At 68.8% G+C, this 14616-nt stretch carries 16 protein-coding genes; 12 read left to right on the forward strand and 4 right to left on the reverse strand.

The window, feature by feature from the left end; genetic code table 11:
* Positions 1-220: 220 nt before the first annotated feature.
* The 8 genes from AC07U0_RS17320 (at position 221) to AC07U0_RS17355 (ending at position 6562) form a co-directional block, all read left to right on the forward strand.
* Entirely contained in the window at positions 221-682 is a 462-nt protein-coding gene (locus AC07U0_RS17320; RefSeq protein WP_494721226.1) for a helix-turn-helix domain-containing protein, read from the forward strand.
* A 65-nt stretch (positions 683-747) separates the two neighbouring features.
* A complete protein-coding gene (locus AC07U0_RS17325) occupies positions 748-1197 on the forward strand; it encodes a hypothetical protein (protein ID WP_494721227.1) in 450 nt (149 codons plus the stop codon).
* A complete protein-coding gene (locus AC07U0_RS17330; protein ID WP_494721228.1) occupies positions 1194-1454 on the forward strand; it encodes a hypothetical protein in 261 nt (86 codons plus the stop codon). Before AC07U0_RS17325 ends, AC07U0_RS17330 begins: the two co-directional genes overlap by 4 nt.
* A 93-nt stretch (positions 1455-1547) precedes the next feature.
* Positions 1548-1733 (forward strand): hypothetical protein, encoded by a 186-nt coding sequence (locus AC07U0_RS17335; protein WP_494721229.1) that lies wholly within the window; start codon positions 1548-1550, stop codon positions 1731-1733.
* 117 nt (positions 1734-1850) lie between these two features.
* A complete protein-coding gene (locus AC07U0_RS17340) occupies positions 1851-3566 on the forward strand; it encodes an alkaline phosphatase family protein (protein WP_494721230.1) in 1716 nt (571 codons plus the stop codon).
* 148 nt (positions 3567-3714) lie between these two features.
* Complete coding sequence (gene pyk, locus AC07U0_RS17345) at positions 3715-5157, forward strand: pyruvate kinase (protein ID WP_494721231.1); 1443 nt, start codon at positions 3715-3717, stop codon at positions 5155-5157.
* Positions 5158-5197: 40 nt separating this feature from the next.
* Positions 5198-6238 (forward strand): DNA adenine methylase, encoded by a 1041-nt coding sequence (locus AC07U0_RS17350; RefSeq protein WP_494721232.1) that lies wholly within the window; start codon positions 5198-5200, stop codon positions 6236-6238.
* Between the two features lie 60 nt (positions 6239-6298).
* Positions 6299-6562 carry a hypothetical protein gene (locus AC07U0_RS17355; RefSeq protein WP_494721233.1) on the forward strand — a complete coding sequence of 88 codons (264 nt, stop codon included), beginning with the start codon at positions 6299-6301 and terminating at the stop codon, positions 6560-6562.
* A gap of 1 nt (position 6563) precedes the next feature.
* Here AC07U0_RS17355 and rnhB read toward each other — a convergent pair whose 3' ends face one another.
* Together rnhB and AC07U0_RS17365 are read right to left on the reverse strand one after the other, a co-directional pair.
* On the reverse strand, positions 6564-7211 hold the full coding sequence (gene rnhB / locus AC07U0_RS17360) for a ribonuclease HII (protein ID WP_494721234.1): 648 nt from the start codon (positions 7209-7211) through the stop codon (positions 6564-6566).
* Positions 7208-7795 (reverse strand): DNA-3-methyladenine glycosylase I, encoded by a 588-nt coding sequence (locus AC07U0_RS17365; protein ID WP_494721235.1) that lies wholly within the window; start codon positions 7793-7795, stop codon positions 7208-7210. Before AC07U0_RS17365 ends, rnhB begins: the two co-directional genes overlap by 4 nt.
* A 100-nt stretch (positions 7796-7895) precedes the next feature.
* Between AC07U0_RS17365 and AC07U0_RS17370 the strand changes: the two genes are divergently transcribed.
* Positions 7896-9695, forward strand: a complete 1800-nt coding sequence (locus AC07U0_RS17370) for an alpha/beta hydrolase (protein WP_494721236.1) — start codon at positions 7896-7898, stop codon at positions 9693-9695.
* Here the strand turns inward: AC07U0_RS17370 and ygfZ are convergent.
* Positions 9631-10449: a CAF17-like 4Fe-4S cluster assembly/insertion protein YgfZ gene (gene ygfZ / locus AC07U0_RS17375; RefSeq protein ID WP_494721237.1), complete on the reverse strand. Its 819-nt coding sequence runs from the start codon at positions 10447-10449 to the stop codon at positions 9631-9633. The genes AC07U0_RS17370 and ygfZ overlap by 65 nt on opposite strands.
* A gap of 137 nt (positions 10450-10586) precedes the next feature.
* Between ygfZ and AC07U0_RS17380 the strand changes: the two genes are divergently transcribed.
* From AC07U0_RS17380 to AC07U0_RS17390, 3 genes are all read left to right on the forward strand, one after another.
* Positions 10587-11543 carry a glycosyltransferase family 9 protein gene (locus tag AC07U0_RS17380; protein ID WP_494721238.1) on the forward strand — a complete coding sequence of 319 codons (957 nt, stop codon included), beginning with the start codon at positions 10587-10589 and terminating at the stop codon, positions 11541-11543.
* A gap of 67 nt (positions 11544-11610) precedes the next feature.
* Positions 11611-12945 (forward strand): dihydroorotase, encoded by a 1335-nt coding sequence (locus tag AC07U0_RS17385; protein ID WP_492033112.1) that lies wholly within the window; start codon positions 11611-11613, stop codon positions 12943-12945.
* Positions 12942-13685: a prephenate dehydrogenase/arogenate dehydrogenase family protein gene (locus AC07U0_RS17390; RefSeq protein WP_494721239.1), complete on the forward strand. Its 744-nt coding sequence runs from the start codon at positions 12942-12944 to the stop codon at positions 13683-13685. The genes AC07U0_RS17385 and AC07U0_RS17390 overlap by 4 nt, the downstream gene beginning before the upstream one ends.
* Here the strand turns inward: AC07U0_RS17390 and AC07U0_RS17395 are convergent.
* Positions 13682-14611 carry an alpha/beta hydrolase gene (locus tag AC07U0_RS17395; RefSeq protein ID WP_494721240.1) on the reverse strand — a complete coding sequence of 310 codons (930 nt, stop codon included), beginning with the start codon at positions 14609-14611 and terminating at the stop codon, positions 13682-13684. The genes AC07U0_RS17390 and AC07U0_RS17395 overlap by 4 nt on opposite strands.
* Positions 14612-14616 lie beyond the last annotated feature (5 nt).

Below are 14616 nucleotides of genomic sequence, written 5' to 3' on the forward strand. Positions count from 1 at the left end.
TGCAGGGCGGCGGCGAAAGCCGAGGTGGTATGAAAATCCGTCGGGCATCGCCCATGCCGGTTCGATCCCGGCCGCCCGCACCACCATCCGATCACCGCCCGATCGCCGGCCTCGATCCGCCATCGTTCTGGAACGGCGGTATTTTTTCCGGGGCCTTCCGCGAGCATCCTTGGCTGGACGACGCTCAATTCCGCAGCCTAGGGTGGTGGCGGGGGAATTCATGTCGCAACAGCCGTTGACCGCGCGAGAGACGCAGTGCCTGGAGCTGGCCGCCCAAAGGCTGAGCGATCAGGAGATCGCCGACCGGCTGGGCATCAGCCGTCGAACGGTCGCCGCGCATTTCCAGAGCATCTTCGGAAAACTGGGTGTTCGTGACCGGCGGCGTGCGGTCGAACGGGTCGGTCTTTCATACCTAGGCGCCACAATGCCGATGTCGGAGCCCGCGATTTCCGGGCCTGTTGCCGAGGCCGAGGCGGTCGAGGACGTCGTCACGGCGGTTGTCGAACCCGGCCCCGCGCGGACCGGCTGGTCCATCCCTCCGGCGCCGGAGCGGTTGGGGCTGCGTCTGGCCCTGGTGCTGGCGTTCGCGATCGCCGGGACGGTGTTGGCGGTCGGCGGCGCCGCGATCCTGCACCTCGGCATGGAGCTGATGCAGAACTCGGCGCCCGCCGGAGTCCGCTGAGGCGATCCGAGACCCGTCCACCGACGCGAGACCGCCGTCATGTTCCGAGCAGCCGACAGGCCTTCATGAATCCGCTTCAGTTCATCCTGACGGGCGTCACGATCGTCGTCCTGGCGAGCCTGTTCGTGGTCGGCCGCAAGGTGGACCGGATCGGGGTGGCGGCCTTCATGGTCGTCAACTGGGGCTCGGTGCTGCTGGCGCCGCTGGAGGTCGGGAATATCCGATGGGGCGTCGCCCTGTTGTCGGTGGCCTTCCTGACCGTCCTGATCGGTCTGGTGGTGGCTTCGCGGCGTTGGTGGATCATCGCGGCGGCGGGGCTCCAACTGGTGGCGACGGCCAGCTACGCCGTCGCCCTGGCGGATCCGGACTTCCTGATCTGGACCGGGATCTCGCTTCGACTGGTGATCTGGATCCTGCAGCTGATCGCCTGCGGATTCGGGATCGCAGAGGCCCTGTCGCAACCACGGGGGCGCCTCACCCCTGTTTCCTCCTTTCCGACCGAGTACAGCCGATGACAAAATTCGACGCGCCCTGGACGTTCGAAAGCGCCGCCGCCTTCTGGCGCGAATGGTCGTCCCGGGACCTGGAGCCGGTCTGGGACCGCTTCGCCTCGGCCGAGCGATTCCTGCTGGACTGGACGCCGGCCAATCCCACCGAAGCCAGCACCATGCTGGACGTTCTGCTGCAGACGGTGGCTTCGCGCTGCGACGGACGCGACCAGACCGCCCTGCAGCGGCTGCAGCGTTACATCGGCGATCTGCCGAAAGTGTGAGGACCGGGCGTCGAAAGGCGCTTCCAATTTCGTCCGGACGCGCGCCATTCTGTCCACTGGAACGGTCGAAGAACCGTCCGGAGGAACAAGACCATGGCTTTCCTGGACTGGATCGCACCCCTGTCGCCCGTGAAGCGCGACGAAACGCGTGAGCGCGTCTTCTCCGCCGATATGTGTCCCCTGACCTGGAGCTTCTGGGTCGTGGACTCCGAGGCGAGCCCACCGGCCGATACTACCGTGCATGGCGACCCGCGCCGCCGGACCTCGGGCGAGGCCTAGACCCGGACCTAGACAAAGCGTCGCGGAAGCGTACGAGAGCCGCCCGGTCCAGCTAACTGTCACGCATCCGCCATGCGCGGGCGCTAAGGGGCCGTCAGGTCATCGGAGCGTCCCCCAGTGAAGTCCACCACCGCGATCGTCTCGGCTCTTCTCATGCTGGGAGCCGCGCCGGCTCTCGCCCAAACCGCGGGTGAAGCCGCCGCGCCGGAGCGGGCCCCGCTGCCGCCGTCGAACGTCGCCCCGGGCCGTCCTACCCTGGTGGTCACCATCGTGATCGACCAGTTCAGCGCCAATCTGTTCAACCAGTATCGCAGCCGGTTCACCGGCGGGCTGAAGACCCTCGCCGATCAGGGGCTGGTCTATACCAACGGCTTCCAGAGCCACGGCGTCACCACCACCTGCCCGGGCCACTCCACGGTCCTGACCGGCGCCCATCCGACCCACACGGGCATTCCGGCCAATGAGTGGATCGATCCGGCGACGGGCAAGGAGCTGTATTGCCTGGCCGCGCCGCGCAACACGATCGCGGGCGGCGCCCACAGCGAGAACGGTCTCGTGGGCTCGGACCAGCTGCTGGTCACCAACCTGCCTGACTGGGTGAAGGCGCAGAGCCCGAACAGCCGCGTCTTCGCCGTCTCGGGCAAGGACCGGGGCGCGATCAACCTGGCCGGCCACCATTCCGACGGGACCTACTGGATCGCCGGGCCGATGCTGACGACCTATGTCGAGCCGGGCCAGAACGCCGAGGCGCGGCTGGCGCCGATCGCGGCCTTCAACGCGGCCTACAAGGCCAGGCTGGCGGCGGATCCGAACCCGACCTGGACCTTCCAGCACGACCAGTGCCGCGCCCTGCGCTCGACATCGACCGTGGGCGGCCAGACCTTCTACGCCGACCTGCCGCCGATGGACGCCAATCTGGAGGACTCGCCTTACCTCGACGAGACCACCCTGGACGCCGCGACCTATCTGCTGGACAGCCAGCAACTGGGCCGGCGCGGGGTCGTCGATCTGCTGGGCGTCAGCCTGTCGGGCACCGACAAGATCGGCCACGGCTATGGCACGCAAGGCCCGGAAATGTGCGAACAGCTGCTGCGCATGGACGAGGCCCTGGGCCGGTTCCTGGGCCGCGTCGCCGCGACGCCGGGCGCCATCGTGGTCCTGACCGCCGACCACGGCGGTTCGGACTTCCCCGAGCGGATGACGGATCGCGGCGCGGTCGCGGGCCGCTATGACACGACCATGATGCCGCGCATCAATGCGCAGCTGAAGACCCAGTTCAACCTGACCGACAACCCGCTGCAGAGCGGCGGCACGGGCTTCATCGTCGCCGACAAGGATCACAAGGAACTGGCCGAGCCGCTGCGCAGCCAGATCATCGCCGCCGCCATCCCGCTGCTGAACGCCGAGCCGAACATCGTCCTGGCCGTGCCGCGCGACGAGCTGCTGCAGGACCCGATGCCGGCCCGGAACTTCAATCCCGAGGAGCTGACGATCCGCGAGCGTCTGCGCCTGAGCGCCGTCGCCGGGCGAGGCGCCGACATCCTGCGGGCCTATGCCTACAACCTGACCTCCAACGCCCGGATCGGCGGTTCGATCGCCAGCCACGGCTCGCCTTGGGACTATGACCGCCGCGTGCCGATCATCTTCTGGCGGCCCGGCGAGCGCGGCGAGGAGCATTTCTGGCCGCTGCGCACCATCGACATCGCTCCGACCCTAGCCAATCTGGTCAATGTCCCGGCGCCCGATACGGTCGACGGCGTGTGCCAGAACCTGGGCCTCTATGACGTCCCGGCCTGTCCGGTGGTGGCTGCGGAGCCGGCGGCCAAACCCTGAGGCCGAGCCGCCCTCCGGCTTCGTTACAGGGCGTCACATCGTGTTTCCCGGCGGGGTCTGATCTACCGTCGCGCGTGTTACCTTGCCAGAAGGGCCACAGATTCCCGGCAAGGGATCAGGAAACGCGACCGGAAAACGGGACAGTCCAATGATCAGAGCAAGACGCGCGCGCATCGTCGCAACCCTGGGGCCCGCCAGCCGGGCGCCCGGCACGGTGAAGGCCCTGGCCCAGGCCGGGGTGGACGTCTTCCGCCTGAATTTCAGCCACGGCTCGCATGACGACCATGCCGCCGCCCTGAAGGCGGTGCGCGGGGCTGAGATGGCGCTGCAGCGGCCGCTGGGCGTGCTGGCCGACCTGCAGGGACCCAAGCTGCGTCTGGGCCGGTTCAAGGATGTCGAGATCGACATCAAGCCGGGCCACAAGATGCGCTTCGACCTGGACCCGACGCCCGGCGACGAGACGCGGGTGCAGATGCCGCATCCGGAAATCTTCAAGGCCCTGCGCACGGGCCACCTGCTGCTGCTGGACGACGGTCGCGTGCGGCTGCGCGTCAACGACCGCACCGATGAATGGGCCGACGTTACCGTCGAGAGCGGCCACAAGCTCAGCGACCGCAAGGGTGTGGCGGTGCCGGAGGCGGTGATCCCGGTCTCGGCCCTGACGCCCAAGGACCGCGAGGACCTGGCCTTCGCCCTGCGCATCGGCGTCGACTGGGTGGCCCTGAGCTTCGTCCAGAAGGCCGAGGACATGGCCGAGCTGAAGCGGCTGGTCGGCGGCAAGGCGGCCTGCCTGGCCAAGATCGAAAAGCCCCAGGCCCTGGCCGATCTGGGCGCCATTCTGGACTACTGCGACGGCGTCATGGTCGCGCGCGGGGATCTGGGCGTCGAGATGGACCCTGAAGAGGTGCCGGTGGCCCAGAAGGCCATCATTCGCGCCGCCCGCCAGCGCGGGGTGCCGGTGATCGTCGCCACCCAGATGCTGGAGTCCATGACCAGCTCGCCGGCCCCGACGCGGGCCGAGGCCTCCGACGTCGCCAACGCCGTCTATGAGGGCGCCGACGCCCTGATGCTGTCGGCCGAGACGGCCTCCGGCGACTATCCGCTGGAAGCCGTGGGCATCATGAACCGGATCATGGAGCGGGTCGAAAAGGACCCGATCTGGCCCAGCCTGATGGACGCCGAGCACGCGGGCGTGGACGACTTCGACGCCGACGCCCTGGTCGCGGCGGCGAGGAAGGCCGCAGAGGCCCAGTCCACCGCCTGTATCGTCATCTTCACGACCCTGGGCGGCACCGCCCGGCGGATGTCGCGCGAGCGGCCGCTGCAGCCCATGCTGGCCCTGACGCCCAAGGCCGAAACCGCACGGCGGCTGGCGCTGGTTTGGGGGCTTGAGCCGCGTCTGGGCAATGAGCCGACCTCGCTGGAGGACGTGACCGACAACGCCGTCGACAGCGCGGTCCAGTTCGGCCTGGCCCAGCCGGGCCAGCGGGTCCTGATCCTGGCCGGAACGCCCTTCGGCGCGCCGGGGGCTGCGAATCTGCTCCGATTGGCCCATGCTCCGGCCAAACCGGCGAAGCGGGGCAAGAGCTGACAAGGCCGATCTGCTTCCTCGTTCCAGGGGAAGGGCGTGCATGATCAAATACCTGGGCTCGAAACGGGCCCTTCTTGATCCCATCAAGGAGGCCGTCGCCCGGGTCCTGCCCGACGGCGGGATGGTCTGTGACCTGTTCTCCGGCAGCGCCCGCGTGGGCCATGCGCTGAAGGGGCAGGGGTATCGGGTCTGGTCGAACGACCACAATACCTACGCCCACACCCTGGCCACCGCCTATGTCCAGGCCGACCGTGAGGTCTGGGCGGACCGCGCCGCCGGCGTCATCGCCGAGCTGTCGCAGGTGAAGCCCGCGGCCGGCTGGTTCACCAAGACCTTCTGCGAGGACGCCCGCTTCTTCCATCCCGACAACGGCGCGCGGATCGACGCCATGCGCGACCGGATCGCGGCCATGGGGCTGGAGCCCGAACTGGAGGCCATCGCAATGGTGAGCCTGATGGAAGCCGCTGACCGGGTGGATTCCACCGCCGGGGTGCATATGGCCTATATGAAGGCCTGGGCGCCGCGGGCGCTGAAGCCGCTCACGCTCCGAATGCCGGATCTGCTGCCGGGCGTGGCGGGCGGTCCGTGCCGCGCGACCCAGGGCGATGCGGTCGAGATCGCCGAACAGGTAGAAGCCGACCTCGTCTATCTGGACCCGCCCTACAACCAGCATTCCTATCTCGGGAACTACCACGTCTGGGAAAGCCTGGTGCTGTGGGACAAGCCCGAGACCTATGGCGTCGCCAACAAGCGGGTCGATGTCCGTACGCGCAAGAGCGCCTTCAACTCAAAGCCCGGCATCGGCCCGGCGCTGGAGGCGGTGATCGAGGCCATCCGGGCGCCGAACCTGATCGTGTCGTTCAATGACGAAGGCTATCTGTCGCGCGACCAGTTGGTGGAGATGCTGTCGGCGCGCGGGCGGGTGCAGGTGGTCGAGATCGACCGGCCCCGCTACGTCGGCGCCCGCATCGGCATCCATAATCCCAAGGGCGAGAAGGTCGGGGCGGTCGGGCGGCTGAAGAACGTCGAGTATCTGTTCCTCGTCACCGACCGGGTTGTGGCCCTGCCGGAGGCGGCGTAGCTTTTCATTAAGGAACACTCGCGGGCGCCGGTCGTTTGGCTCGGCATGGAACAGCTGTCGATGACCCCGATCTCGCACGCCGAGGCCTTGAAGGCTCAGGCCGCTGAAAAGGCCTATCGCAAGGCCATGGACGCCCGCGACGCCGTCGCCTGGCGCGCCCCCGGCGTCAGCCGTTTCGACAGCCGTCCGGCCAATGACACGGGCGTATCCGAGCCGACCCTGAAAGAGATCATGTCGGATCTGCCGCCGTGGGTGACGGTAGTGGCCGGCGGTGTGGCCGCCGCCGCCATGGGCGCGCTGCTGGGCGGCGCGCTGCACATCTAGTTCAGCTTTCGAGCAAGGCCCGGATCGGCGCCCAGCTGGGGCGATGGGCGGGGCAGGGGCCCATGGCTTTCAGAGCGGCCTGATGGATGGGGGCGTTGTAGCCTTTGTGGGCCGCGAAGCCGTAGCCGGGATACTGGGCGTCCAGTTCAATCATCAGCCGGTCGCGCGCCGTCTTGGCCAGGATCGAGGCTGCGGCGATCGACAGGGACAGGCCGTCGCCGCCGACGACCGTTTTGACCTCGCATGGCAGTTTGAAGCGGTAGTTGCCATCGACCAGAGCGGCGCTCGGCTGGACTGACAGGGCCTCGATGGCGCGGCACATGGCGAGGCCCGTGGCGTGGAGGATGTTGAGCTCCTCGATCTCCTCCACCGAGGCGAAGCCGACGCCCCAGGCGATGGCGGAGGCCTTGATGCGCGGTTCCAGCAGGAAGCGACGCTTCTCGGTCAGGGCCTTGGAGTCGTCGATGCCCTCGGGCAGGTCGTCGGGATTGAGGATCACCGCCGCCGCCGACACTGGTCCGGCCCAAGGCCCGCGCCCGGCCTCGTCCACGCCGCAGACCGGACCGCCGACGGTCTGGGCCAGCAGGACCTCGAGCGCGGTGGTCGGGAAGGCGCGTTCGGATTTTGGTTTGGCAATCTTGCCGGTCATTCGCCGCCCATAGCCCGGACTTCATCGCAGCGGAAGCACTGCTCGACGTGGTCGTTGACCATGCCGGTGGCCTGCATGAAGGCATAGACGATCACCGGGCCGCAGAAGTTGAAGCCGCGCTTTTTCAGGGCTTTCGCCATGGCGACCGACTCCGGCGTCTGGGTCGGGATGTCGCCCATGCCGCGCCGTTCGCCCTGGATCGGCGCGCCGCCGACGAAGGACCAGAGCCATTCGGAGAAGTCCTCGCCCGAGGCCTGCATCTCCAGATAAATCTGCGCACCCTTGATGGCCGCCTCGATCTTGGCGCGGGAGCGGATGATGCCCGGGTCGTTCATCAGGCGCTCGCGGTCGACGTCGTCGAAGCAGGCGACCTTCTCCGGATCGAAGTTCGCGAAGGCGGCGCGCAGGGTCTCGCGCTTCCTGAGGATGGTGATCCAGGCGAGACCCGCCTGAAATCCGTCCAGCACCAGCTTCTCCCACAGGGCGCGCGGGTCGTACTCGGGCACGCCCCATTCGGTGTCGTGATAGGCGGTGTAGAGCGGGTCGGTCCCACACCAGGCGCAGCGATGCGGGGATTCGGTCATGGGCCGATCCTAGCCGCAGACCCTCTCGCCGTCATGTTCGGAAAGTCGTGGCGGACCGGCGTTTCGTGAGACAGGATCGGACGAACTTGGGGAGGATCGGATGGGCGTTCGCACGTGGATGGGGGTGGCCTTCGCCGGCCTGCTCGCCTTCGGGCCGATCACGGCGCAGGCGCAGATGCAGCCTGTGTCTCTGGAGGCCGTGGCGAACGCGGTGGACACGGGCGACCTCGCGGCCCTGCGGCGGGTCTCGGCTGATCAATCGTTGATCGGACAACTGCGGTCGACGGATCCGGACACATTGATCGCCTTTCATCTGGCCCTGGCCCAGGCCTATGACGAGGCGGGGTTGAAGGACGAGGCGATCAAGGCCTATCAGGACGCCCTGACCGCCATCCTGCAGTTCAGGGGGCAGGGTGACATCTCCATGGCCGCGCCGATCGAGGCCGTGGCCCGGCTGTCGGATACGCCGGCGGCGAAGGCGCGGTGGCTGCTGACCGCCTATGATCTGCGCGAAGGCGTCTGGGGGCGGGGCAATCAGAACCTCAAGCCCTATCTGGATGAACTGAACGCAGCGCGGGTGTCGGCAGGGCTGGAACCCTTCGCCTCGCGCGGTGGGGAAGACCTGCCGCCTCCGCCGCCTCCGCCGCCGCCGCCTGCTCCTGGACAGCCGGCACCGCCGCCCTCGACCGACGGCTTCCGCGAGGTGCAGGTCTACTATGCCACCCACCGCGCGCTGACCGGCGACCTGACGCCCGCCACCTTCTACGGCGGCCAGAGGGCGGCGCTGTCATTCGGCGTCGCCGAGGTCAGCGTGCCGAACAACCGCAATCCGGGGACCATCCCGCGGCCGTCGATCTGGACCCTGGAGTTCCGGCCGGACCCCGAGAAGCACATGATCCTGAACAGCGTGACCCCGGTGACGGACCGCGACGCCTTCTTCCAGCGCGTGTCCTCTGTAGTGGCGCGCAGCCAGCAGAAGGAGGTGTTCGTCTTCATCCACGGCTACAACACCAGTTTCGAAGGCGCCGCGATCCGGACCGCCCAACTGGCGGTCGACATGAACCTGGACGGGGCGCCGATCCTCTATTCCTGGCCGTCGCGGGCCAGTCTGCTGGGCTATCAGGCCGATACCCGAACGGTGGCGGATCAGGCCCTGCTGAACGAGGTCGCGGACTTCCTGACCGACGTGGCGAACCGCACAGGCGCGACGCGGGTGCATCTGGTGGCCCACTCGATGGGCAACCGGGTGTTGGAGCGGGCGCTGGACGTGATCGCGGCGCGCACGCCGAACCAGCCGCCGATGTTCAATGAGGTGGTCTTCGCCGCCGCCGACGTGGGGGTGGACGAGTTCGAGGCGACCTGGCCGCGCATCCTGCACACCGGCCGCCGCTTCACCTTGTATGCGTCACAGCGCGACCGGGCGCTGCAGATCTCGCAACAGGTCAATCAGATGCAGAGGGTGGGCGATGCGCGGAATATCATCGTCCGCGACGGGCTACAGACGGTGGACACAACCTCGGCCTCGGGCGGCCTGCTGGGCCACGACGACTTCGCCGGCAGTGCTCTGGCGGATTTCCGGGCGGTGATGTGGCTGTCGCTGGCGCCGGACAAACGCTGCGTGCTGGAGACGGCCCAGGCGGCGCAGGGCCAGCGCTACTGGGCCTTCGGCGGCGGTTGTCCGGAGCAGGAGTTCGTCGAGGACACCGAGACTGTCCGCGCCGACGGCGGCATCGACAAGGCCCTGGCCAAGCTGGACGCCGATGCGGCCAAGGCGGCGATCGTGGCCCGGGCGGTGCTGGTCAGGAAGCGCGAGCGGCTGGCGGCGATGTTCGGGATCAGTCAGGCTGTTGTGGGGGAGCCCACGTCTCCGGCGGCGCCCAGTCCGGCCGGCGTACCGTAACGGGGCGGCCCTCGACGGTCAGTTCGCCGTCGATCCGGTCGAGGCGGAGGAGGGCGATGGCCGAGCCCTCGGCGCCGGTCATGACCTCGCCCGCGCGCCGGTCGCCGTTCAGCAGGACCTCGGCCCCCACGGCGGGCGCCTGACCATCGAAGACGATCGGCAGCATGCGATTGCGGATGGCGCCGCGCCGCTTCATGCGCGAGGTCGTTTCCTGGCCGACGAAACAGCCCTTGGCGAAGTCGATGCCGTTCAGCAGATCGAAGTCCGCCTCGATCGGATAGGTCCGGTCCACGGCCATGTCGCGCGCCGGATCGGGCACGCCGACCGTCAGGCGGTGCGCGTCATAGTCAGCCTCGGGCGCGGTAGTGGTTCCGGTCTCGCCATAGCGACGGCCGCCGAGCAGCGGCGTGCGGGGATCAGCGACGAAGCCGTCGGCGATTTCGGGCCATGAGGCCGTGACAGGACGGTCGTCGGCGGCGACGTCGACCTTGGCGCGGAGTTTGTACATCGACAGCCGCTGGATCAGGGTCTCGCGCCGATCGGCGGCGACATCGAGCAGCACGGCCTCGCCGTCACCGAACAGGAAGAGGTCGAACAGCAGCCGTCCGGGCGGAGAGAGCAGGGCGCCGAAGCGCAGTTCGCCTTCACCCAAGGTCTCGACTTCCTGAGTCAAAAGATTGTTCAGAAAAGACTTCGCGTCCTCGCCTGACACACGGATCACGGCGCGGCTGTCGAGGCGGGCGAGGTTTGTCATGCGGCCAAGATAGGGTTGGCGCGTTCAGGGGGCGAGGGCCGGCCAGAAATCTTTCGGGGAATCTTTTCCACCGCAGCCGACTGAACTGCCCGTTTCATCTCTCTGAACCTTCGATAGAATCCGTATACGGTCCATCCATGGCGGCGCGTTTTCCCATTCTCTATATCGCCGAGGCCGAGGCGGAGGCCGCCGTTCTGTCGTCCGGCGTGCTGGCCTACCTTGTCGAGGCCATGCCCCAGGCGACCTTTACGGTGGTCGGTTCGCCCGCGACCTCGCCCCTGTTCGCCGACACCCCGCGGCTCGACCGGCTGCTGACCCTGGACCGCGACGGCCGGTTCGAGTGGATCGCCCTGTGGAACCAGGTGCGCGAGACGAAGTGGGGACTGGTCGTCGACATGCGCGGCTCCACCCTGTCGGGCAAGCTGCGGCGCCAGAAACGCGCGGTCCGCGGCAAGGACAATCCGGAACTCCATGCCGTCGAACAGGCCGCGGACATTCTGAAGCTGGACGAGGTCCCGGCGCCGAAACTGTTCTTCGGCGAGGAGACGCAAGCTGCCGCCGACGCCATCATCCAGCCGGACGGGCGGCCGATTCTGGCGGTCGGTCCGGGTACGGACTGGATCGGCAAGCGCTGGCCCGCCGACCGCTATTCGCGCGTTGTCGCGGCCCTGCTGGCTGATGACGGGCCTCTGGCGGGCGGGCGGCTGCTGATCGTGGGCGAGGAGGCCGACCGCGATCTGGCCCACACCATCCGTCTGGCCGTGGCCCGCAACCGGGTGATCGAGACCCAGGGCAAGCTGACGCGGCTGCAGACGGCCGCCGCCCTGTCGCACGCCGCGCTCTATGTCGGGGCGGATTCGATCTGGACCCAACTTGCCGTCGCCGCGGGCGTGCCCTCGGTGGCGGTGTTCGGCCCGTCCGACGAGGCGCATGTCGGTCCCTGGCAGGGCGCGTCCGTGCGCGGACCGCGCTCGCTGGACGAGTTCAAGGCGCTGGATCCTCGCCTGAACCAGGCCATCCAGCATATGATGGACCTGCCCGCCGAACGGGTGCTGAAGGCCGCAAAGACGCTGCTGGCGGCGAAGAAAGCCTGAAAGCGGGCTTTACCCGGAGGGGCGGTATTCCGCATATGCGGGCCGTTCCGTTTCGAGGAGTCGTTCGATGACCAAGACCTATGACCTGATCGTGCGGGGCGGCGAGGTCTGTAATCACGCCGGGCGCGGGATGGCGGACGTCGGCATCAACGACGGCCGCGTCGAGTTCGTCGGCGACCTGTCGCAGGCCTCGGCGGGCGAGACCTTCGACGCCACGGGGCTGACGGTCCTGCCGGGCGTGATCGACACTCAGGTCCATTTCCGCGAGCCGGGGCTGGAGTGGAAGGAAGACCTCGAGAGCGGATCGCGCGCGGCGGCCCTGGGCGGCGTCGTCGCCGTGTTCGAGATGCCGAACACCGAACCCTCGACCACCGATCCGGACGCCCTGGCCGACAAGCTGGCCCGCGCCCGCGACCGGATGTGGACCGACCACGCCTTCTACATCGGCGGCACCCACGGCAATGCGTCCATGCTGGGCGAGCTGGAGCGTCTGCCCGGCTGCTGCGGCATCAAGGTCTTCATGGGCGCCTCGACCGGGACCCTGCTGGTCGCCGACGACGACGGGGTGCGTGAGGTGCTGCGCCACGTGAAGCGGCGCGCGACCTTCCACTCCGAGGACGAATACCGTCTGGTCGAGCGTCGGCCGCTGGCCCGCACCGGGGATTGGACCAGCCACCCCGAGGTGCGCGACGCCGAAAGCGCTATCCGCTCGACCAAGCGCCTTGTGGCCCTGGCGCGTGAGACCGGCGCGCGCATCCACGTCCTGCACGTGACGACGGCGGAAGAGATCGAATTCCTGGCCGACAACAAGGACGTCGCCACGGTCGAGGTCACGCCCCAGCACCTGACTCTGGACGGCGACGAGGCCTATGCCCGCCTCAAGGGTCTGGCCCAGATGAACCCCCCGATCCGCAGCCAGCCGCACATCGCCGGCCTGTGGCGCGGTATCGAGCACGGCGTCGCCGATGTGCTGGGCTCGGACCACGCGCCCCATACGCTGGAAGAAAAGGCGCGGCCCTATCCGGCGTCGCCGTCGGGCATGCCGGGGGTGCAGACCCTGGTGCCGGTGATGCTCACCCATGTCGCCAACGGCCGGCTGTCGCTGGAGCGGTTCGTCGACCTGACCTCGGCCGGCGCCAACCGGGTGTTCGGTACGGCGGGCAAGGGGCGGATGGCCGAGGGCTATGACGCCGACCTGACCATCGTCGACCTGAAGGCGAAGAAGACCCTGATCCATGCCGACATGGCCACGCGTTCGGGCTGGACGCCGTTCGACGGGTTCGAGGCGACCGGATTGCCGATGGCGACCATCATCCGCGGCCGGACGGTGATGCGCGACGGCGAGCTGATCGGCAAGGCGGGCGGCCGTCCCGTGCGCTTCCAGGAGACGCTGAAGCCGTGACAAAGGCGGGCGGCAGGCTGGGTCTGATCGGCTTCGGCGCCTTCGGGCGGCTGACTGCGCGCCATCTGTCGGACCGGTTCGAGATTGTCGCGTACGACCCGGCGGCGACGGACGGCGGCGGGCTGGTCGAGTTGACGGGTCTCGCCGAGGCCGCGACCTGTCCGATCGTCATCCTGGCCGTGCCGGTCGAGGCGCTGGAGGCGACGGTGACCGCCATTGCGCCCCATGTTGCGCCGGACGCGGTGATCATCGATGTCGGCTCGGTGAAGGTCCTGCCCGCGCGGCTGATGGCCGAAGGACTGCCGCGGGGCGTGCGTCTGGTCGGCACCCATCCGCTGTTCGGGCCGCAGAGCGGCAAGGACGGGATCGCGGGCCTGAGGATCGCCGTCTGTCCGATCAATGACGACCGGGCGGCGCGGCGGGTGGCGGCCTATTGCCGGAAGAGGCTGGGGCTGAAGGTGTTCAGCGTCTCGCCCGAGGATCACGACCGCGAGGCGGCGGTGGTGCAGGGCCTGACCCATCTGATCGCCCGGGTCCTGCTGGCCATGGAGCCCCTCCCGAGCCGGATGACCACCGCCAGTTTCGAGCGGATCATGCAGGCAGTGGAGATGGTGCGCCACGACAGCCCGGCGGTGTTCCGGGCCATCGAACGCGACAATCCCTTCGCCGCCGGGGTCCGCGAGCGGTTCTTCGCCCTGGCGGACGAGGCGCGCGCGGAACTGGACGGTCCCGAGAGTTAGTGGGCCTTGATGAAGCCGGCGACGGCTTCGACGACGCCGGGGGCGAGCGGCAGGTTCGGATCGCGATAGGTGGCGGCGTTGCCGGCCGGGTCAGCGGGCGCGACCTTCAGCACATGATTGACGCCCTCGAACGGGATCAGCGTCGCGTCCGGACGGGCGGCGGCGAGGGCCGCGGCGTCGGTCATCCTGACCTGCAGGTCCGTCGTGCCCTGACCGATGAACAGGGGCCCGCGATACGCCGCCGCCAGTTTCGCCGGGTCGAGCGGCAGCCAGGAGATCAAATAGGGCTGGACCGAGGGGCGGAAGAGGGCCGCCAGTTGAGGAGGGGCGTCGGCGACGGTGCGGCCGGCCTCGAGTTCGGACAGGGCGGCGAAGGCCTGGGTCTTCAGCGGTTCGGGCATGCCGGCCATCTGCTCACGCAGGACCGTGGCGGCGGGGCGGCCGGCGCCCGACAGGGAGATGACGCCGCAGATTTTATCGTCGGGCGTCTGGACGGCTTCCAGAGCGACGAGGGAGCCCTCGCTGTGCCCGATCAGCCAGGCGCAGGGCTTTCCGGCGCGGGTCGCGGCCTCGGCGGCCCAGGCGCGGGCGTCGGCGGCATAGTCGTCGAAGCGCAGGTCGGCCTCGCCGGTCATGGCGGCGGCGCTGGCGCCGATGCCGCGCTTGTCGATGCGCAGGGTGGCGATGCCTTCCGCCGCCAGCCCCTCGGCCAGCAGACGATAGGTCCCGGCCGAGACGCCGAGCGGGCTGTTGCCGTCCCGATCGGTCGGGCCCGAGCCCGGGACGATGACAGCGACGGCGGTGGTCTGGCCCGCCGGGGTCAGCAGGGTCCCGTGCAGCGGCGCGGGCTGGGCGGGGAGGGTGACCTCGGTCGCGGTGGGGTCCGAGGCGAGCGCGAGGGCGCCCGCGAGCAGGAGGGTCAGCATCGTTC

It is taken from the genome of Brevundimonas sp. GW821-FHT02A10, from assembly GCF_059422025.1.

Excerpts from the sequence above, each read along its gene's own strand:
- AC07U0_RS17385 (WP_492033112.1), top strand. The coding sequence starts at position 11,611 with ATGACCAAGACCTATGACCTGATCGTGCGGGGCGGCGAGGTCTGTAAT.
- AC07U0_RS17350 (WP_494721232.1), top strand. The coding sequence starts at position 5,198 with ATGATCAAATACCTGGGCTCGAAACGGGCCCTTCTTGATCCCATCAAG.
- AC07U0_RS17320 (WP_494721226.1), top strand. The coding sequence starts at position 221 with ATGTCGCAACAGCCGTTGACCGCGCGAGAGACGCAGTGCCTGGAGCTG.
- AC07U0_RS17325 (WP_494721227.1), top strand. The coding sequence starts at position 748 with ATGAATCCGCTTCAGTTCATCCTGACGGGCGTCACGATCGTCGTCCTG.
- AC07U0_RS17380 (WP_494721238.1), top strand. The coding sequence starts at position 10,587 with ATGGCGGCGCGTTTTCCCATTCTCTATATCGCCGAGGCCGAGGCGGAG.
- AC07U0_RS17395 (WP_494721240.1), bottom strand. The coding sequence starts at position 14,611 with ATGCTGACCCTCCTGCTCGCGGGCGCCCTCGCGCTCGCCTCGGACCCC.
- AC07U0_RS17335 (WP_494721229.1), top strand. The coding sequence starts at position 1,548 with ATGGCTTTCCTGGACTGGATCGCACCCCTGTCGCCCGTGAAGCGCGAC.
- AC07U0_RS17370 (WP_494721236.1), top strand. The coding sequence starts at position 7,896 with ATGGGCGTTCGCACGTGGATGGGGGTGGCCTTCGCCGGCCTGCTCGCC.
- AC07U0_RS17365 (WP_494721235.1), bottom strand. The coding sequence starts at position 7,795 with ATGACCGAATCCCCGCATCGCTGCGCCTGGTGTGGGACCGACCCGCTC.
- pyk (WP_494721231.1), top strand. The coding sequence starts at position 3,715 with ATGATCAGAGCAAGACGCGCGCGCATCGTCGCAACCCTGGGGCCCGCC.
- AC07U0_RS17355 (WP_494721233.1), top strand. The coding sequence starts at position 6,299 with ATGACCCCGATCTCGCACGCCGAGGCCTTGAAGGCTCAGGCCGCTGAA.
- ygfZ (WP_494721237.1), bottom strand. The coding sequence starts at position 10,449 with ATGACAAACCTCGCCCGCCTCGACAGCCGCGCCGTGATCCGTGTGTCA.
- rnhB (WP_494721234.1), bottom strand. The coding sequence starts at position 7,211 with ATGACCGGCAAGATTGCCAAACCAAAATCCGAACGCGCCTTCCCGACC.
- AC07U0_RS17330 (WP_494721228.1), top strand. The coding sequence starts at position 1,194 with ATGACAAAATTCGACGCGCCCTGGACGTTCGAAAGCGCCGCCGCCTTC.